The following is a 20805-nucleotide window of genomic DNA, read 5'->3' as shown; positions in this document are numbered from 1 at the left end:
GGGTATGAACAATCCGCCTCCCAAACTGAATCAACGTGTTCGCTGGTCCACGGTGATCGGCATCGCGGTCGTGGTCCTGGGAATTGTCATCTTCGTTTGGGGCGAGGCTATTCAATTGGCCTGGTCGCAACGGGCGGTGGCACCGTTTTCAGCGGCGAAGATGCCGCTGCAAAGCGAGCGGGCCTATGCCTATCTGAAAGAAGTTTGCGCGATCGGCCCGCGGATCTCAGGAACTCCCGGCATGCTCAAGCAGCAGGAGTTGCTTAAGAACCACTTCGAAAAACTCGGCGCTAAGGTTTCGCTGCAAGAGTTCGATGCGCGACATCCCGAGACAGGCCAACGCGTGCGACTTGCAAATCAAATCGTGCAGTGGCATCCCGAAAAGCGAGACCGCATCCTCCTCTGTTGCCACTACGATACGCGCCCCTACCCCGATCGAGAGCCCGATCCGCGCAAAGTTCGCGACCCCTTCATCGGCGCGAACGACGGCGGCAGCGGAGTCGCCATGCTGATGGAACTCGGCAATCACATGGCTGGCCTGCGTAGCAAGTACGGTGTCGATTTTGTCTTCTTCGATGGTGAAGAACTGGTGTACGACGACAACTTGCGGCGCGACCCTTACTTTCTCGGTTCGGAGTATTTCGCTCGCGACTACGTGACGAATCCGCCGGCGCACAAGTATCGCTGGGGAGTGCTGGTCGACATGATCGGCGATAAACAACTCACGATCTATCGCGAGGTTAATAGCATGGCCTGGACCGACACGCGACCGCTGGTGCTCGAACTGTGGAAGACTGCCGCCGCGCTCGGGGTGAAGGAATTTGTAAATGTCACCCGGCACGAAATTCGGGACGATCACCTGGCACTACGAAATGTGGCCAAGATTCCCACCTGCGACATCATCGACTTCGAGTATCCAAACGCGCGCGGCCCCAATTACTGGCACACAACTCAGGACGTGCCTGAGAATTGCTCGGGCGAATCGATCTGCAAAGTGGGCTATGTCATCTTCGAGTGGCTGAAGCTTACGAAGTGATTCATGGCTTCGGTAGCTCTCTCTGTCGTGCTGGTTATAGCTGCGCTGGCGCTTGTAGTGAGTCACTTGCGCGCGTGGCGGTCAGCTGATCACGGCGGACTGGGGGAACGTGAACGGGAGTTTCATGCCCGCCGTTTTCGCCGCCGCGTGCAGGCTAGCGTCATGGTCGGAGTGATCGGTCTGCTGCTGCTCGGCGATCTTTGGCTGCGGACGGGTTGGCCGGCGCTCTTGTACTGGTCGGGCGTGCTGCTTCTGCTACTGTGGTTGCTTCTGCTCGCCGCCAGCGATTGGCTCGCGTCGCGCGTCCACTTTCATCAGCAGTTGAGTCGCCTGCAGGGTGAACGAGCGTTGCTTCAGGCCGATCTCGATCGGCTGCGCGATCGACACCGCAGGTCGACGGGCACTTCACCAACCGACACCGACGAACCCTGAGCGCATCATGCCCACCTTGAAGATTGCCGTTTATCCTGGCGATGGAATTGGTCCCGAAGTCACCGCCGAGGCTGTCCGCGTGCTGCAAGCCGTGGCAGCGCTCGAGGCTGATCTACGTTTGGAATTGACGACATTGCCGTGGGGCATTGAATATTGGCAGACGCATGGCAGCGTGGTGCCGCCGGACTTTCTAGCGCAAGTCCGCCCATTCGACGCCATCCTGCTGGGCGCGGTGGGTTGGCCAGCCTTATTGCCCGATCACGAGACATTGTCTCCCCTCGTGCAGATTCGCCAGGCTTTCGATCAGTACGCCTGCATGCGCCCAGCGAAGTTGTATCGCGGTTTGAAAAGCGTGCTCGCGGGCAAGGGACCGGACGAGATTGATTTCGTCGTCCTGCGCGAAAACAGCGAGGGAGAATACGTCGACAATGGCGGCCGCATGAAGCGCGGAACACCTGATGAGTTCGCTGTGCAGACGGCGGTTCACACCCGCAAGGGTGTCGAGCGAATTCTGCGTTATGGCTTCGAAATGGCCCGCAAGCGACGGAAGAAGTTGACGATGGTCACAAAGTCGAACGCCCAGCGCTATGCCTATGTGCTGTGGGACGAAGTGCTGGAAGAGCTAGCGCCGCAATATTCAGACATTCAAAGTGAACGCCAACACTGCGACGCCTGTGCGATGAACTTCGTCCGCTGGCCCGAGAAGTTTGACGTGGTTGTGGCCTCGAATCTGTTTGGCGATCTGCTGACCGATCTGGGCGGCGTGCTGGCCGGTGGTTTGGGCCTGGCCCCGAGTACGAATACGAATCCTGAAAAGAAGTTCCCCTCGATGTTCGAGCCCGTGCATGGGTCCGCGCCGGATATCGCGGGCCGCGGCATCGCCAACCCGATTGCCGCCGTTTTGAGTACGGCGATGTTGCTCGACCACGTCGACCAACCCACGGCCGCCCAGCGGGTGCGAACAGCTGTCGAGCAAACATTGCTGCAAGGCTCAGCCACGCCCGATCTTGGCGGCAAATTGACGACGCAGCAAATGGGCGAAGCCGTGCTGAAGAATATTCGGTGAACTCGTCCGGAGAATAATTGCTCCGCGTCTACTCAAACTGCGCATCGTCGATGGCGACGATGGCAATGCCGTGATGATTGGCCAGACGGACAACTTCGTCCTGATCGAGAACGATGGTCTTGCCCGCTTCGATGGCGAGTAGTTTGCCGTGGGATTGAGCCAGCGTTTCGATCGTGCCGATGCCGATGGTCGGAACATCGAACCGCATGTCTTGCTGTGGCTTGGCGACCTTCACCAGCGCAAAGCCTCCTTGGCGGCAGAGTAATCCCGCACGGCGAATGCACTCGTCGGTCCCTTCGACCGCTTCGACGGCGAGTACAGCTTGCCCTTTCACCGCGACGCTTTGGCCCACGTCGTGCCGGCCGAGATCCTTGGCAATTCGCCAGCCGAAGCGAATGTCTTCGTGTTCGAGTTTGGTGGGCTGGCGACGCGTCAGCACGCCGGGTGGAACGAGCAATTGCGGAGCGAAGTCGGTCGCAGGAGCCATGTGAATTCCATCCTTGGCAAATTCGTCGACGATGATGCCGAGCAGCGTATCGTCTTTGCGGTCGCGGCGGCGCGTCAGATAGGCCGGTGTGAAGGCCAATACCGTGCGCAGGTCCGGCACCAGAGAGAGCCAACCGAAGCGGCTGTAGAGAACTTTGTGCTTGAAAATCTTGCCGGCAAGTGTAGCCCGGCTCACGCCGAGGCGACTGAAATGGCGGATTGCGCCGCCCAAACGGGCGACACCAAATTGCCGGTAGGAATCGCAGAGCGATTTCAGCTGCGGATCGGCGTGCCCCGCAATTCCAATGCAGTGAACGATGGTCCCTTGGGCCTTGAGAGCCTCGGCAATCACAAATGGATAACGTCCCCAGGCTGCAATCAAGCCGATCGAGTTAGGTGGGGAAATGGTCATTTGAGAACTTGTCTTACCTAGCCCGACGCGTCAGCGCGGGTGAAGTGGAGCATGACTCCGATTGACTCGTTGATGCCTGGTTGAAGTTCGGCACTGGCAAGCTGCCAATGGCACCCGGAGTGTCTTGGGAGAATGGTGAACTGGACCGAAGTTCTCCCTCGCTGACGCTTCGGGCTATGTAAAGGCGTCGAACACTTCGATCAAGCTGCATCGGCTTGCGAACCACCGGGCAAGCGCGCTTGCAGGGCTTCGAGTTGCCGTTGCATGTGCGTGATCTGTTGTCGCAAACCGGGCAGGCGATGCACGGCGACAATGCAGCTGAGCTGATGTCGTTCGTCGGTGGCCGGAATTCCCAACACGTGCGAGCCGGCAGCGATATCGTTCATCACGCCCGACTTGGCCCCGATGGTCGAATGATCGCCGACGCTCACATGATCGCGGAGGCCAGCCTGGCCCCCCATCACCACGTAGTCGCCGGTCGAACTGCTGCCGGCCAGACCGGTCTGCGAGCAGATGAGGTTGTGCTGGCCGATGCGGCAGTTGTGAGCAATTTGCACCTGGTTATCGAGCTTGGTGCCATCGCCGATTGTCGTCGGGCCATAGGTGCCGCGATCGATACAGGTGCAAGCGCCGATGTCGACATCGCAGCCCAGTTCGACCCAGCCCAACTGAGCCGAGAGGACGTGCTGCCCACTGGCGCTGTTATAGCCAAAGCCATGCGCGCCAAGGATCGCCCCTGCATGAATGTTGCAGCGGTCGCCGACGACCGTGTTTTCGTAGAGTACGGCATTGGGATAAATCGTAACTCCCTCGCCGATGCGGCAACCCTCGAGAATCCGCACTCCGGAGTGAATGGTGGTCCCTTCGCCGATATCGACATCGTCGCCGATGTAGGCCAGCGGATGAATTTCGACCCCCGCCGACAATCGAGCGGACGCCGAAATGGAGGCCGAGGGGCTGATGCCGACCGAGCGGCGTGTTCGCTGCGGGCGGAAGCATTGCACGACGGTGGCAAAGGCCGCGTGAACGTTCGGCACGCTGATGTACGGCATGTTAGCCGGCTCGTAATCGAGCGGTACGATAACCGCCGCGGCCTGGCTGGCAGCAAGTTGCTTGGCCAGTTTCGGATTATCGGCGAGCGTGATTTCACTCGGGCGAGCCGCGACCAAAGTCCCGGCGCCGGTGATGAGTAACTCTTCGTCGCCGTGCAGCGTTCCCTGCACCAAATCGGCAATCTCGGAGAGTGTGAGGTTCATTGGATTCCTTCCCCCTCAAGCAATTGGCGGCCAAATCCATCGGCCGCACCCGTTAGCGGTGTGCAATGTAGTCGCAGTCGTCGCCCCCCGACAAGAGCGAAAACCAACGAACGCTAGCGTGGCAGTTGGGGAGAATCACTGGTCTTGTGTAGGTATAGCGCTGCGAGCCGATTGCCGAGATAGCCGTCGGATGGTGATGGCGCAGCGGTGCAAGGAAGTATCGTAAGACCGGCCTGGGGTCAGTGCTTCGGTCATCTGCAATTAATGTTCATTTAGGCGTATTATATTAAATAATAATTGACAAACTATTACATTGTGGATATGATTTATTTAGGAAGATTTCGCTGACGTGCCGCTGCGCGCTGACCGAACTGGCGACCAAGGGCGGGGCGATTTCCGGGCAGTTGGATTTGATCTTCAGCCGAATGAGGTTGCCCCGGAACATCGTCCTGAACCACATCGGCTGGAATGGCTCAGGCTGTTTAGTCTGGGGAATTGATTTGCGCGCAACCAAGGGTGGGTCAGGACCCCGGGTGAACATTCCGGAAATTGAAAATGGAAAGTTGGGCGATGTTTTTGAGTTAAGTCGTTTGTTGGTAAGGGATTCGAAAAGTAGTTGTCACATTCGATAGTGGAAATTTCCAGAAAGCCCCGCCAGGGTCGGGGCGATTTCCGGGCAGCTGGATTTGATCTTCAGCCGAACAAGGTTGCCCCGGAACATCGTCTTGAACCACATCGGATGGAATGGCTCAGGCTGTTTGGCCTGGGGAATCGATCTGCGCGCAACCAGCGGTGGTTCAGGACAAAGTTTCGGGACAGTGGTCGATGGCCAAGGCAGCGCGTGTGCGCCCGAAATTTGCCCCGACCCTGGGTGAACATTCCGGAAATTGAAAATGGAAATTTAAGAGAGGATTTCCAGCTAAGTCGTTCGTTGGAAAGGGATTCGAAAATGAGTTGTTACATTCGATAGTGGAAATTTCCAGAAAGCCCCGCCAGGGTCGGGGCGATTTCCGGGCAGCTGGATTTGATCTTCAGCCGAACAAGGTTGCCCCGGAACATCGTCCTGAACCACATAGGATGGAATGGCTCGGGCTGTTTGGCTTGGAGAATCGATCTGCGTGCAACCAGGAGTGGGTCAGGACAAAGTTTCGATCCCAGAGGTCGATGGCCAAGGCAGCGTGTATGCGCCCGAAATTTGCCCCGACCCCGGGTGAACATTCCGGAAATTGAAAATGGAAATTTAAGAGAGGATTTCTAGCTAAGTCGTTTGTTGGAAAGGGATTCGAAAATGAGTTGTTACATTCGGTAGTGGAAATTTCCAGAAAGCCCCGCCAGGGTCGGGGCGATTTCCGGGCAGCTGGATTTGATCTTCAGCCGAACAAGGTTGCCCCGGAACATCGTCCTGACCCACATCGGATGGAATGGCTCGGGCTGTTTGGCTTTGGGAGTCGATCGGCGTGTTACCAGGAGCGGGTCAGGACAAAGTTTCGGGACAATGTTCGATGGCCAAGGCAGCGCGTGTGCGCCCGAAATTTGCCCCGACCCCGGGTGAACATTCCGGAAATTGAAAATGGAAAGTTGGGCGATGTTTTTGAGTTAAGTCGTTCGTTGACAAGGGATTCAAGAAGTAGTTGTCAACTTGGATAGTGGAAATTTCCGGAAAGCGACCAGAGTCGTGCGGCATGGGCCAGCGCGTGTGCGCCCGAAATTTGCGCAGGCCCGGGGAAGTGAGGTACCGAGAATGTGGAAATTAAACCGGGAACGGGTTTCGCTCGGCGAAGCCCTTTTGATGCCAGTAGGGATAGGCTGGCGTGGTGGCGCTGGCAGCATCGAGTTGCTTGACCTGGTCGGTGGTCAGATTCCAACCGAGGCAGGCGAGGTTCTGCCGCAACTGGTCTTCGTTGCGAGCACCGATGATGAGCGTAGCGACCGAGGGACGTTGGAGCAGCCAATTGAGTGCGATCTGCGGTACGGTCTTGCCGGTTTCTTTCGCAATCAGGTCGATGGCGTCGACAATGTTGTAGACGTGCTCGTCGGAGACCGGTGGGCCGATATCGCGGTTCAGCTTGCTTTGCAGGCGAGTGTTCTCGGGCAACGGTTGGCCGCGGCGAATCTTGCCGGTCAATCGGCCCCAGCCCAGCGGACTCCAAACGACGGCGCCGACCTTTTGATCGAGGGCCAGCGGCATCAGTTCGTGCTCGTAATCACGCCCGACGAGCGAGTAGTACGCTTGATGGGCGACGTAACGCGGCCAGCCATAGCGGTCGGAGGTCGCCAGCGACTTCATCAGGTGCCAGCCCGAAAAGTTCGAGCAGCCGATGTACCGAATTTTGCCGGCGCGGATCAAATCGTCGAGCGTGCTGAGAGTTTCTTCGACTGGTGCGACGGCATCGAAGCCATGCAGTTGAAAGAGGTCGATGTAATCGGTCTTGAGTCGCTTCAAGCAGCCGTCGACCGACTTGAGCAAGTGAAAACGCGACGAACCGACGTCGTTCGGCCCTTTACCCGCGCGGAAGGTGGCCTTGGTGGAAATGAGAAGTTGATCGCGGCGGCCTTTGATGGCCTGGCCGAGAATTTCTTCAGCCATTCCCTGCGAATAGATATCGGCCGAGTCGAACATGTTCAGACCATGCTCAAGGCAGACGTCGATCAGTCGCTTGGCTTCCGAGACGTCGGTATCGCCCCAGGCCTTGAAAAGTTCGCCACTGCCGCCAAAGGTGCCTGTGCCCAAGGTGAGGACGGGAACCTTGAGCCCCGAGCCGCCAAGTTGTCGATAATCCATGACCGTCCTCCCAGTGAATTTGCCGCGAACCGAATTCTCAGTTCGCAGTATCTCACTTGGGTTCGGCCACTGGCAATGAGGCTGCCGTGGCCACTTCGGCTGGCAAGGCGGCACCTTGCTATGCGCAAGCGACATGAGCCAAGTGTGAGCGGCTTCTATCGAGGTCGCTGGTTTGCGCGTCGCAAGGGACGATGTCCAGCGCGTGCGAGGCATGCAAGGCTGGCTGCTGGTAATGGCGACAATAGCGTCGCGGGATTCCGGTACGCTGGGCGCGCACGCGGAGTGGGAAGCAGTTCATCGAGTGGTGCAAATGCGCGCAGTGATGACTTTCGTCGCTAGCGAATCATTGATTCGTTGCCAGTAACGCGAGCGTTTTTTCATTGCGGGTTTCACGTGCCCCTGAGCGGAAACTCGTCTCCAGGTTCTTGATTGCTGCGGATATATTTGCAAACGCTGCGAGCGCGACCTGGAAAGGATTTACCAGTGGTCGCGCCGTTGCTTTTGACTCAATTCTTCTGCCAGCGCTCTGCTGGGAAAGCTAACGTGTGAACATGGATTGTCTGACACGCTCGCGGCGCGGTCGTTTGTTTTCTCGACCCATGCATTTGGAAGCTCTCGAAAACCGCAGCATGATGGCTGCCTCCGATTTGGCCTCACTAGGTTCTAAGTCTGCCGGTTCGTTACACAGCAGTGTGAGTAGCGCTCTCGCGGCTGCACTCGTTGACGATGCCTATGAGCAAAACGATACGCGCGCGACAGCCAGCAATCTCGGAACGCTATCGGCCAATAAAACAGTGAATGGCCTGGTGCAGGCCGATGCGAATGACTGGTATCGCTTTACCACGACTGGCAAAGGTGCATCGACGGCGAACGTTTCGCTTACGTTCCTGAATTCGCAGGGCGATTTGGATCTGGAGTTGTATGGTGCATCCGGTCAACGACTCAAGGCTTCGCAGAGCACTGCGAACAGTGAACGTGTCTCGTTAAGCGGCTTGACTGCGGGAACCTATTACTTGCGCGTGTACGGTTATCAAGGTGCTACGAATCCCCGTTACAGCTTGTCGGTGAATCTGGGCACCGCGACGCTCCCGGCTGCGACTCTCAAGGATGATGCGCATGAACAAAATGACACGCTGGCAACAGCTGCCAATTTAGGCACACTCTCGACCAATGCGGGTTTGTCGAACCTGGTGCTGGCCGATTCAGATGACTGGTTTCGCTTCACGACCACTGCGACCGGCGGTAGTGCGAATGTCGTCTCGCTCAGTTTTCAGAACTCGCAGGGCAACTTAGCTTTGCAGTTGGTGAATGCGAGTGGCAGAGTTCTGGCCACGTCGAACACAACTGGCAACTCTGAGCGAGTCTCGCTCGCGGGACTGGGTGCAGGGACTTATTTCGCGCGCGTGTACAGTGCTACCGGGGCCACGAATCCCAATTACTCGCTGCAAATTGTGGCGCCCGTGCGGGCGGCGTCACCTCCTGCGGCAGGTGGCTTCGACATTCAAATTGTGTATAGCGGCTTTACTGCCAGCCAGCGGGCGATCTTCGAGCGAGCCGCTGCCAAGTGGGAAGCGATTATTGTTGGCGACTTGCCGAATGCGACCTACAACGGCGTGGCTGTCGACGACTTGCTGATTCACGCGAGCTCGGCGGTCATTGATGGCGTGAATGGGGTGCTTGGGCAGGCGGGCTACGACCGACTGCGCAGCAGCGGCACACGCTTGCCCTATCACGGCAACATGGAGTTCGATTCTGCCGACTTGGCCTCGATGGAAGCGAATGGATCGCTCTTCAACGTGATTGTCCACGAGATGGGGCATGTACTTGGAATTGGCACCTTGTGGCAATCGCGCGGCCTGCTGGTGGGAGCTGGAACGAGCAATCCGCTCTATACAGGAGCCCAGGCAGTAGCGGCGTATAACGGGATTTTTGGTACTCGGGCGACGGGTGTGCCGGTTGAAAGTGGCGGCGGCAGCGGCACTCGCGACGCGCATTGGGGTGAAGCTACATTCCGCACCGAAATCATGACGGGGTTCATCAACTCCGGGTCTAGCCCTCTGAGTAGGATCACGATCGCCTCACTCGCCGATCTGGGGTACTCGGTCAGTTATGCCCGAGCTGACCTATATTCCCCGCCAACAAACTCGACCCTGTTCGTGAGTGGAACTTCGACAAGCAATGGTGCGTCGGTTCAAGCATCAGCCTCGCGATCAAATTTTGGCTCAATCCTAGGACAGGCCCTAAGTGAGGTGGCATCGACCCGGCGATTTAACCCGATTAGCCATTCAATTGAGGGGGGCGCGGACTCGGTGAGTGGCAGCAACGTGGTCGATTTGTCAAGCACAGCCAAGCAACTTGCCGCGCTCGATTGGCTGTTTGCAGGAGAAGCCAACTTTGGTGGTAACTGCACCGGTTGGTGACCGCCAATAGGCGAGCTCGCGATGCTCCAAGAACGGCTCGGTGAAGACAAATTGAGGCGATTTCTCGTGGCCACCGTTGGGGCAGCTTGAAAATAGCTAAATTCGGGGAACTTCTGTCTAGTTTTTTCCGACGGGTGAGTATATTACGATTTTGCTGGCGCGAGCTAGGCGGGTAAATCTAGTAGCCGCGCTGCAACGTTGCGATACCTCTTCTTTGACGGCTGTCTGCCGGGAAGGCTGACGTGTGAACATGGGATCTCTCTCTCCCTCTAGGCGTGCTCGGTCTTTTTTTCGCCCCTTGCAGATAGAAGGCTTAGAAGATCGAAGCCTGATGGCTGCCTTGGACTTAGCTGCCTTGAAGCAGGCTAATTTCACCACCAACAAGTCGCGGTCTTCTGCCCAAGCCGCAACGTTGGTCGACGACTCCTACGAGCAAAACGATACGCGCACCACGGCTCGGAACTTGGGTACGCTTACCGGCAACAAGACCTTCAGCAATCTTGTTCAAGCCGACGCCAACGATTGGTACCGCTTCACGACCACGACCAAGCCGGGCGCAACGGCCAACATCACGTTGGCCTTCCAAAACGCTCAAGGGGATTTGGATCTCGAACTGTATAGCTTCGCAGGCGCGCGTCTTAAGGCTTCGGTCAGCTTGACCGACAACGAAACAGTCTCGCTCAGCGGACTGGCGGCAGGTACGTACTACGTTCGCGTCTACGGTTACAACGGCCAGACAAACCCCAGCTACAACTTATCGGTTAATTTGAGTGGGACAGTCACTCCACCTCCCGTAGTGACTGACGACTCGTATGAAGATAACGACACATTGGCGACTGCCAGCGTGCTAGGGACGCTTCCCGCAAACGTGACCATGCCGAATTTGAGGTTGGTCGATGCCAATGATTGGTTCAGCTTTACGACGGCGGGGGCTGGCACGACGACGCATAAAGTTGCGCTCGCTTTCCAAAACTCACAAGGCAATCTAGCGCTGCAGCTATATAACTCGGCCGGAGTGCTCCTATCCACTTCCAATGGCACCTCCAACGCAGAGAGTGTCTCTCTTTCTGGCCGAGCGGCCGGCACTTATTACGCGCGCGTGTATAGTGCCACGGGCGCGACGAATCCGGCCTATTCGCTGCAAATTGTTGCTCCGCTGGCACCGGTCACGCCACCAACCCCCCCCACGCTGCCGGACGATACCTATGAAAACAACGACACTCAGGCAACTGCTTCCAGCCTCGGCACATTGAATTCAAGTACGACAATCAACAGCTTGGTGCTCGCCGATGCGAATGATTGGTACGGCTTCACCACTGTGGCAGCCGGTGGCAGTTCGAACGTCATTTCCATGAGTTTCCAGAACTCGCAGGGGAACCTGGCCCTGCAATTGGTGAATGCAGCGGGTACGGTCCTGGCCACTTCGGACGGTACTGGCAACTCAGAAAGCGTCTCGCTGTCAGGACTCGCGGCCGGCAATTATTTCGCGCGAGTTTATAGTGCTACGGGAGCTACGAATCCAAGCTATTCGCTGCAGATTGTGGCACCAGTGCCAGTTACAAATCCGCCGCCGACCGGGACGACAGACGACGCTTACGAAAACAACGATACGCAGGCCACTGCGTCAAATCTCGGCACGCTCAACTCTAACGTGACCATCTCGAACTTGGTGCTCGCGGACGCTGCCGATTGGTTCCGCTTCACCACAGTTGCAACCGGCCGTCCTACCGATTCGGTATCGATTACATTCCAGAATTCGCAGGGTAACCTGGGGTTGGAACTGGTTAATGGCTCTGGCGTTGTTGTCGGCTCCTCGAATGGGACTGGCAACACCGAAACTATTTCAATTGCGACGTGGCTCCCCGGAACTTACTTTGTTCGCATATTTGGTGCCGCGAATCCCAGCTATTCTATGCAGTTTGTTGCCCCGATCACCCTGACCGACGATTCCTACGAACAGAACGATACGTTTGCCACGGCGTCGAATCTCGGCACACTTTCGGCCAACGTTAACCTGGCGAATTTGGTGCTCGCCGATTCCGACGATTGGTACCGCTTCACGACCACTGCCACCGGCACGACTACCAATCTGGTCTCGATTGGTTTCCAACAAACTCAAGGAAACCTCTCGCTCCAATTGGTGAATTCTTTGGGAGCGGTGGTGTTGACTTCAGAGACTACCGCTAACACCGAATCGGTTTCACTCAACGGCCTGGCTGCCGGCACTTACTATGCACGCGTCTATAGTGCGACGGGCGCCACGAATGCCAATTACTCATTGCAGATTGTGAATCCGACAACCTCTACCGGGACCTCGGCATTCGACATTCAGGTGAATTACGTCGGTTTCACGGCCAGTCAGCAGGCCATTTTTGATCAAGCAGCGGCTCGCTGGGAAGCAATTATTGTCGGCGATTTGCCGACGGCGACTTATAACAGCACAACTGTCGACGACCTGCTGATTGACGCTAGCGCCATTCCGATTGACGGCGTTAGCGGCATCTTGGGGCAAGCTGGTCCCGATCGTCTGCGCGCCACTGGTACCCGTCTTCCCTATCACGGCATCATGCAGTTCGATAGCGCCGACATGGCGAATATGGAAGCCAATGGCTCGCTCTTGAACGTCATCATTCACGAAATGGGACACGTACTGGGATTCGGAACACTGTGGCAGTCGCGTGGACTGGTGTCGGGAGCGGGGACGCTGAATCCCCTCTTTCTGGGCCCGCAAGCGGTCGCGGCCTACAACTCGATTTTTAGCACCACCGGAACTGGTATTCCCCTGGAAAATACGGGTGGCAGCGGAACGGCCGATTCGCATTGGCGCGAAGTCACTCTGCGCAATGAGATTATGACCGGATACATCAATGCGGGGGTAAATCCACTAAGTGCGATCTCGATCGCCTCAATGGCGGATTTGGGTTACACGGTCAATATGTCCGTTGCTGATGCGTACACCCGTCCACCGAATTCGACCCTGCTAATCGACGCAACTGGCGGGACTACGGTGCAATTTAATTCGACGCAGCCCGTTCTAATTCCAGTCGTCGCGCAGAACCCAGCCGCCTTGGCGGGGTTTGCAACATGGGCTCGCCTTGATTCGCTCAGTGCAGCGATCAATGCGATTGCCAACGCAAACAACCGCACTAATTCGGTCAGTTTGCCAGCCGCTGCGGCTTACACTTCCGTCCTCGACTTGCTGTTTGCGGGCGAAGCCAACAATAGCGACGAGGGCATTGATTGGTAGCAATTTATTGATGAGTTGAGGCCCCTGTGCGAGCATTGATTGGCTGGGCTGGCGGTTCGGTCGCTTTGTTATTGGTTTCTTTTGCTCTGCTCGCACAACCGCCCCAGGGGCCGCCTCGCGACGGACCTCCGCGCGAGGGGCCGGGAATACTCGGCGGCATGTTTCGCATGTTCGCGCCGGGGGGGCCAGGCGGTTTTGGTCCCCCTGCCAATTCGGCCGCCAGTTTGCTCGCGCTCCCCGCCGTGCAGCAGGAGCTCTCTTTCACCGACCAGCAGAAGAAAGAACTGGCCGACACCTCTGCCGCTCAGCAAAAGGCGCTGCAGGAAGGCATGGCGGCCTTTAACCCGCAGCAGCTGGCTGACCTGAGCGACGAGGAGCGGACCAGGCGGATGGCCGAGAGTCGGGCCAAGCTAGAAGTTGCCAACAAAGAGGCTGAGGCAGCCGTGCTGAAGATCTTGCTGCCTGAGCAGACGAAGCGATTTGCTCAGTTGCAAATTCAGCGAGACGGAGCCGCAGCCTTCGCCAAGCCTGAAAACGTCAAGCTGCTGGATTTGACAGAAAAACAACTCACTAAGCTCGCCGAAGTCCAAGCTCGCAGCTTCGCAGGCATGGGGCCAGCCATTGTTTCGCCTCAAGCGACGGCGGATATGCTCGCCCTGTTAACGACACAGCAGCAAGCCAAGTGGAAGGAACTTGCCGGCAGGGACTTCACCTTTCCCGTCGCCCAAGGTGGCGGCGGAATGGGGCGTGGATCAGGTGGATTTGGACCTGGCGGTTTCGGCCCTCCTGGAGGCGGTGGACCTGGCGGACAGGAACGCAAACTCGTGGATAGGTTCGATAAGAACGACGACGGCTGGCTGAACAACGACGAACGTAAACTGGCCCGTGAAGAAGCGAAGTCGCAGCCACGTCGCGGCGGTCCTGGGGGCGGCCCACCTGGGTTTGGTCCGCCCGGCATGCCACGACGCGAGCCTGGCAAGCCGGGGCCGAAGGTTGATCCCAAGGACGTGAAGCCGATTGCCGATGCCCCGCTCTACGCTCCCGATGTTTTACGCACGCTGTTTCTCGAGTTCGAAAATCCCGATTGGGAGCAGGAACTGGAAAACTTTCACGGGACCGACGTGGAAGTTCCAGCGACATTGACCGTTGATGGCAAGCAGTATTCAAACATCGGGGTTCATTTTCGCGGCATGTCATCGTTTGGAATGATTCCCGCCGGTTCCAAGCGTTCATTGAATTTGTCGCTCGATTTTGTGGACGAAAACCAACGCTTGTACGGCTACAAAACGCTGAACTTGCTGAATGCCAACGATGATCCCACGTTTTTGCACACGGTTCTCTTTTCGCACATTTCACGGCAGTACATTCCCGCTCCCAAAGCGAATCTGGTGAAGGTAGTGATCAACGGTGAAAGCTGGGGTTTGTACGTGAACGCCCAGCAGTTCGACAAAGTGTTCCTCGCCGAGAACTATCCGGTTTCCAAAGGGACACGCTGGAAAGTCAGCGGCAGTCCAGGTGGCGGTGGCTCGCTCAGTTACCTGGGGGACAAGGTTTCTGCTTATGAAAGCCGCTACGAAATGAAATCGAGCGATGGCGAAAAGGCCTGGAAAGCCTTGATTCACCTGTGCAAGACGCTCAACGAGACACCTCCAGAGCAGTTGGAACAAGCGCTGGCTCCGATTCTCGATATCGACGGAGCACTGTGGTTTCTTGCGCTCGATAACGCGCTTATCAATAGCGACGGATATTGGATTCGTGGCAGCGATTACAGCTTGTTTCGCGATGCCAACGGTAAGTTCCATGTCATTGCTCACGATATGAACGAAGTGCTGCAGCCAGCCATGGGCCCCGGAATGGGAGGACCTGGCATGGGCGGTCCCGGGGGACGGATTGGACCTGGAGGACCGCCTGGCATGGGTGGCGGCGCAAATAGCAGCGGTTATCGCATTGATCCGCTCGTAGGCCTGTATGACACGAGCAAGCCACTACGGAGCAAGCTGTTGGCAGTTCCTAAATTTCGCGAGAAATACCTGCAAAATGTGCGGACGATTGCTCAAGATTGGCTCGATTGGAAGAGACTCGGGCCAGTCGTTAAAGAGTACGCTGCCCTGATTGAAAGCGAGGTCGCCGCCGATACTCGCAAGCTCAGCTCGATGGCTGACTTTCAGAGTGCAGTCTTGCAGGATCTTTCCAGCGGCCATGGCCCGCCTGGCGGTCATCGCAGTAGTCTGGAACTGTTCGCCCGGGAGCGGAGTAAGTTCCTCCTGGGGCATTCCTCGATTGTCGAGCTTGCGCAGCCATAACAGCCGAATTCAGTGGAGTTTATTGCATCCACTCTGCCTCGCTGGCGGAGTTTTCTGCGCGGCAGATTTGAGTGAAGAAGCGAGGAATCGCCGGACGATGATAGGGGCTCCCAAGCAGCGAACTGGAATTTGCGAAAAAGGTTCGGTGCCCCCTTTTTCTGAAAGCGAATACGCGTTAAGATTTCGGGACGTACTGACGAATGACGTTCAGTGATGCGGGAAGTGAAAGCTTCCTGATAATCACTTCTTGAACGTCCAGCAGGACTGAAAGTGAAGACTAAAAAATTCCTTTCACCCCTGTTGACGCAAACTTCAGGTTTGCTAAGATGTGCGACTCGCCACTAAGGAGCCTTTGGTTTCGAAAGTGGCGAGATGCTCACAAAGTTGTGAGTAATAAGTCTGATCTTTGACAATTTGGTTGGTGACCTCTTCAAGTTCATTTGGGTCTTTTGACCTGAAGAACCATGGTCTTACGAGGCTTGTCTTCGTGGGATAGTGGAAAATTTTGGCTATTCGCAACTTTGACCAAGTTGCAAAACCAGCCAGACTCTGAATTGGCTATTAAACACCGGGTGGTGTCGAGGCTTCGGCCGAGATGTCATTCGGCAAGCAAATAAACAATTGAAGGGTTTGATTCTGGCTCAGAATGAACGTTGGCGGCGTGGATTAGGCATGCAAGTCGTGCGAAAGTGTAGCAATACACGGAAGCGGCGTAAGGGAGAGTAATACGTAGGTATTTACCTCGGGGTCTGGGATAGCGGCGGGAAACTGCCGGTAATACCAGATGATATCTCTGGATCAAAGGTGTGATTCCGCCCTGAGAGAAGCCTGCGGCCTATTAGCTAGTTGGTAGGGTAACGGCCTACCAAGGCAAAGATGGGTATGGGGCGTGAGAGCGTGCCCCCACTCACTGGGACTGAGACACTGCCCAGACACCTACGGGTGGCTGCAGTCGAGAATCTTCGGCAATGGGCGCAAGCCTGACCGAGCGACGCCGCGTGCGGGATGAAGGCCTTCGGGTTGTAAACCGCTGTCGAAGGGGAGGAAATTGTAGTGGGTTCACCCATTATATTGACCGATCCTTGGAGGAAGGGCCGGCTAATCTCGTGCCAGCAGCCGCGGTAATACGAGAGGCCCAAACGTTATTCGGATTTACTGGGCTTAAAGAGTTCGTAGGCGGTTCGGTAAGTGAGGTGTGAAATCCCTTGGCTCAACCAAGGAATTGCGCTTCAAACTGCCGGGCTTGAGGGAGATAGAGGTGAGCGGAACTGATGGTGGAGCGGTGAAATGCGTTGATATCATCAGGAACACCAGAGGCGAAGGCGGCTCACTGGGTCTCTTCTGACGCTGAGGAACGAAAGCTAGGGGAGCAAACGGGATTAGATACCCCGGTAGTCCTAGCCGTAAACGATGAGCACTGGACCGGAGCTCTGCACAGGGTTTCGGTCGTAGCGAAAGTGTTAAGTGCTCCGCCTGGGGAGTATGGTCGCAAGGCTGAAACTCAAAGAAATTGACGGGGGCTCACACAAGCGGTGGAGGATGTGGCTTAATTCGAGGCTACGCGAAGAACCTTATCCTAGTCTTGACATGTTTAGGAACCTTCCTGAAAGGGAGGGGTGCCCGCAAGGGAGCCTTTACACAGGTGCTGCATGGCTGTCGTCAGCTCGTGTCGTGAGATGTCGGGTTAAGTCCCTTAACGAGCGAAACCCTTGTCCTTAGTTACCAGCGAGTAATGTCGGGGACTCTAAGGAGACTGCCGGTGTTAAACCGGAGGAAGGTGGGGATGACGTCAAGTCCTCATGGCCTTTATGACTAGGGCTGCACACGTCCTACAATGGCGCGCACAAAGCGATGCAAACTCGCGAGAGCCAGCAAATCGCAAAAATCGCGCCCCAGTTCGGATTGCAGGCTGAAACCCGCCTGCATGAAGCCGGAATCGCTAGTAATCGCGGGTCAGCATACCGCGGTGAATGTGTTCCTGAGCCTTGTACACACCGCCCGTCAAGCCACGAAAGTGGGGGGCGCCCAAAAGCACTGTCGTAACCGCAAGGAACAAGGTGCCTAAGGCGAACTCCGTGATTGGGACTAAGTCGTAACAAGGTAGCCGTAGGGGAACCTGCGGCTGGATCACCTCCTTTCTAAGGAAATTGATCGTTGTCGTAACTTTATGTTCGACAACATTAAGTGCACACTGTCTCATGTTGTGAAGAGGTCAGCCAGTTTCAAGCTCTTTTCGAGCTTCATTGGCACACCAACCATTTTGAATTGATAGCCCGCTCAGGTTTAGCCAAACCTGAGCGGGTTTTTTTGTTTCTTGCCAGCGACTTTCCAGTCGATCTCTCATTGTCGGTCGACGTAAGTCGGCGACTGCTCAAGGGGACGGTGTTGAAAAAGTCCTCGGTCTTTTCAACGCCCAGGCGTGCCGCTCACGAGAGATACTGCACAGGTGCTGTTGATAAAGTCGGTCGCTTCTTCAACAAGTGCGCGCGAATTGCGAGCTGGCCCCGCAAAGTTACGTCGACGGCAGGGCAGGGGAGGGCACCTGGTTAGCAGAGGTGAATTCCGTGCCGTGCCTTGTCCAGGTTGCAAGGCTCTCCATCCTTTGTCGCAACCGGCTTTAGCAGCTCTCCGGATACTTCGCCGTATAGAAATGCGGGGAAGAATTCTGGTTAGTCAAGCAATAAGTCAATCGTCGCGTCAGAAGCCCTCGTAAGCACGTAGATCATGCCCATTGCAATTATTCATAGGTAAAGATCGCCGTGGCGGTGCAATTTTCACTGGGGACGAGGCGGACCCAATAGGCGGAGAAATCAGCGGGAAAAACGTGTTTCAGCGCTGCGCCAGCGGGCACTTCTACTTCTTCGTACTTCGACCAGGTACCGGTTCCGGTGAAGTCGGCTTCAATGCGGAACGTCACGGCCTTCGCAGCGCCGTGTTCGATGGTCAGCCGTTTTTGATCGTAGCCTGTCATCAGGTACGGATCGCTGACTTCTTTGGCCGTGACCTTGGTTTGCTTCCAGGGGCCGCCGACACCGCGAGGTTTGCCAAATTTCCACAAATCATCGACGGCACCGACCCACAATTTGCAAAGGCCATCGTCCGAAGTGATGAGGTGAGGATTTTTGGTGTCACCCGCCTCGATGCCACTGACGACGAGCAGTCCGCGGTAAGAGCAGTAATCGTGGATGCGGCGATTATGCGTGGCGACGGGGCGGACTTTCGCAAAACCACCAGCGTTTTCAGCGGGCAATTCATAAAACGTGCCGTGAACGTTGAGCAAATCCCGCTCGGTGCAAACTTCGCGATCGACGCGCTCGGCACCAAAGGGGCCGACGTGATCGAATGCCAAATCGCCCTTGGGCAACCGCCAGCGACGGCCTTGCTCGTCAATATTCAGTACCGAAGCTTCATCAATCGTGATTACGTTGGTGGGGATCGCATAGTTCTTTTCTGCCCATTCCGGGCCCTTCGGGTCATCCACGCGAATTAGTTTCAGATTGGCGTCAAGGTCGTAGCTTCCGAGGTCCTTGACCTCGCCGCCTGCTGTCGACTTCGCGGCAAATCGCAGTGTTTTCAGATTGGCTCCGCGAGCGTAAATCACGCCCCCGCTGAGTTCCTTCTGCGCCGGTTTGGCAATGCCCGCGAAGATCTCATCCGCGACCGGTTTACGGCGATCGGGATTGCTAAGCTGAAAAACGGCAGTGGCCTTGGTCAGATCGGCTGACGAACGAATGCGCAGCCATTCTGCTTTCACCTCGGCGGGAATCGACAACCTGGAACTAGATTGCGGCGCAATCCGCGCTTTGCGATAGGTCTTCCACTGGCCGTCGCCTTTTTCATCCATTTCAATCGTGAATGTCACCTCAGTCTGGTGGTCATGGCTGATTACGAGACTGCGGTGTTCAAATCCGGCGACAAGGAACGGGTCGGTCGGTTTATTGGCTGCGACTTCGTCATTCAACCAGACGGCTCCGCGGCCAATGACGGGACCAAGTTGATCGAGCAATTCGGGCTGGATGAACCACAGGTTCGACTGCGATTGCCCAGGGCCCGCGAGATCCCCTTTCATCTTGCGCTTGTTAAGAAACTCGCTTTTGGCGGTGTCGTCGCAGCCCATCACCAGTCCATCGTTCCAGCGGCAAAAGTCGCCAATCACTTTCAGGTAGCTGGATCGGGGCCGAATTCCCGCCGCGGTTTTGGCCGTAAAGGTCGCAGGAAAACGCCAGAACATGCCGTGCATGGTCATCAGCAGGTCAGTCTTGCCCGGCTCGCCGATATCGCGAATCCGTGGCCATTCGGTGTTCCAACCGTGGGCACCGTCGTAACTATGCGACGCCTTGGGCAAGCGGAAGGCGTGCCACTGGCCGCCATCAAGCACCATCAGTATCAGCGACTTGGCATCCCAGCCCATGCTCCAAAGCGGGTCGGTTTCTTTGGAATTGCCCAGAATTCCGCCGGGGCCGGTAACTTCCGTAAATTGGTTCCGGCGAACGAGTTCCCAATCGCCAGCTCCTTTCCATTCGGCGAGTGCGCCGGAGGGAATGGTCGGGTCGCGTAAGGCGGCCTCGCTCCGTTCGCCGTTATTGGCATACACCAATCGCCCTTGAGCCGAGTAAAGCCCCTTGCCGTGATAGCCGGGCAGCTTGGATTGGACTGTCGCCGGTGATTTTTCGTCAGTTTGACCCGCACCCGGCTTATTGCCGTCGACGATCAGTCCTTTGATCTCCAGCGAGCGAACATCGACCTCATATAGGCCCTCTTCCATGGTGGCGTAGTACAACTTATTGGCAGGGTCGGTCAGATGTCGGGCAGTTCCAGTCAGCCGGCCGGGCATCAGCTTGGGAGGTATTACCCGCACTTTCCCGTTGGCATCAATCAAGTAGGGCCCGATCGCCAATTGGTTGGATTCGCGGTGGATCAGGCGATTTGCAGGGGTGCCACCGACACTTTCCGGTCGAACAATCTGCTGCAACTCAGGAGTGATCTCATACAGTTTGTCGGACGAGCCGAACGGCAAGTGTGGGCCGTAAGTGATGACCCACAAGCGGTTTGCCCACGGTACTACTGCGCCGGTGCCGCATTCGCCCTCATTGTTGAACATTGCCAACTGCGGGTAGATGCCCGAAATGTTGACGGGCTCGGCTCCGGAGGCGAAATTCGCCCCGACCAGCAAAGCAGGAACAATTAAAATGGCTAGGCGAACTGTTGACATTGCCGCGAGGCTCGCTTTTGATGAAATTGTGGTCTGAGAGAGGGGCCTATTTTCCTGCAGTTCATGCTCCGGCACTGCAATTGCTTGGAGTAAGGTATTCTTTCTACGCTGCCAGTTTGGCCGGGTCTACCGGTGCCTGAGCACGTTTTTGGA

Annotated in this window: 10 protein-coding genes and 1 rRNA gene; 7 read left to right on the top strand and 4 right to left on the bottom strand. The window is 56.6% G+C overall.

Going from position 1 to position 20805, the window contains the following annotated elements; all coding sequences use genetic code 11:
- Positions 1 to 4 precede the first annotated feature (4 nt).
- The 3 genes from ETAA8_RS23765 to ETAA8_RS23755 are packed head-to-tail and all read left to right on the top strand — an operon-like array spanning position 5 to position 2534.
- Positions 5 to 1036 (top strand): M28 family peptidase, encoded by a 1032-nt coding sequence (locus ETAA8_RS23765; protein WP_145094331.1) that lies wholly within the window; start codon positions 5 to 7, stop codon positions 1034 to 1036.
- Positions 1037 to 1039: 3 nt separating this feature from the next.
- Positions 1040 to 1468, top strand: coding sequence for a hypothetical protein (locus ETAA8_RS23760; RefSeq protein WP_145094327.1), 429 nt, complete (start codon positions 1040 to 1042; stop codon positions 1466 to 1468).
- 7 nt (positions 1469 to 1475) lie between these two features.
- The gene (locus ETAA8_RS23755; RefSeq protein WP_145094324.1) at positions 1476 to 2534 is read left to right on the top strand and encodes an isocitrate/isopropylmalate dehydrogenase family protein; all 1059 of its coding nucleotides are present in this window, start codon (positions 1476 to 1478) and stop codon (positions 2532 to 2534) included.
- Between the two features lie 28 nt (positions 2535 to 2562).
- On the opposite strand, the gene ETAA8_RS23750 is transcribed toward ETAA8_RS23755, so the two are convergent.
- The 3 genes from ETAA8_RS23750 to ETAA8_RS23740 all read right to left on the bottom strand — a co-directional run bounded on the left by ETAA8_RS23750 (position 2563) and on the right by ETAA8_RS23740 (position 7470).
- Positions 2563 to 3432, bottom strand: a complete 870-nt coding sequence (locus ETAA8_RS23750; RefSeq protein ID WP_145094321.1) for an LpxI family protein — start codon at positions 3430 to 3432, stop codon at positions 2563 to 2565.
- A 200-nt stretch (positions 3433 to 3632) separates the two neighbouring features.
- Entirely contained in the window at positions 3633 to 4688 is a 1056-nt protein-coding gene (lpxD, locus tag ETAA8_RS23745; RefSeq protein ID WP_145094318.1) for a UDP-3-O-(3-hydroxymyristoyl)glucosamine N-acyltransferase, read from the bottom strand.
- Between the two features lie 1750 nt (positions 4689 to 6438).
- Positions 6439 to 7470 carry an aldo/keto reductase gene (locus tag ETAA8_RS23740; protein WP_145094315.1) on the bottom strand — a complete coding sequence of 344 codons (1032 nt, stop codon included), beginning with the start codon at positions 7468 to 7470 and terminating at the stop codon, positions 6439 to 6441.
- A gap of 629 nt (positions 7471 to 8099) precedes the next feature.
- Between ETAA8_RS23740 and ETAA8_RS23735 the strand changes: the two genes are divergently transcribed.
- The 4 genes from ETAA8_RS23735 (at position 8100) to ETAA8_RS23720 (ending at position 17578) form a co-directional block, all read left to right on the top strand.
- Entirely contained in the window at positions 8100 to 9890 is a 1791-nt protein-coding gene (locus tag ETAA8_RS23735; RefSeq protein WP_202921233.1) for a pre-peptidase C-terminal domain-containing protein, read from the top strand.
- Between the two features lie 331 nt (positions 9891 to 10221).
- Positions 10222 to 13137 (top strand): pre-peptidase C-terminal domain-containing protein, encoded by a 2916-nt coding sequence (locus ETAA8_RS23730; RefSeq protein ID WP_202921232.1) that lies wholly within the window; start codon positions 10222 to 10224, stop codon positions 13135 to 13137.
- A gap of 158 nt (positions 13138 to 13295) precedes the next feature.
- A complete protein-coding gene (locus ETAA8_RS23725; protein WP_238397549.1) occupies positions 13296 to 15440 on the top strand; it encodes a CotH kinase family protein in 2145 nt (714 codons plus the stop codon).
- Positions 15441 to 16058: 618 nt separating this feature from the next.
- Positions 16059 to 17578 (top strand): 16S ribosomal RNA (locus ETAA8_RS23720).
- Between the two features lie 599 nt (positions 17579 to 18177).
- Here ETAA8_RS23720 and ETAA8_RS23715 read toward each other — a convergent pair.
- A complete protein-coding gene (locus tag ETAA8_RS23715; protein WP_202921231.1) occupies positions 18178 to 20652 on the bottom strand; it encodes a hypothetical protein in 2475 nt (824 codons plus the stop codon).
- Positions 20653 to 20805 lie beyond the last annotated feature (153 nt).

The organism is Anatilimnocola aggregata, assembly GCF_007747655.1.
In the GTDB taxonomy this organism is placed as follows: Bacteria; Planctomycetota; Planctomycetia; order Pirellulales; family Pirellulaceae; genus Anatilimnocola; species Anatilimnocola aggregata.
The sequence above is the reverse complement of the archived record's forward strand: the minus strand, read 5'-3'. Positions and strand labels throughout refer to the sequence as shown.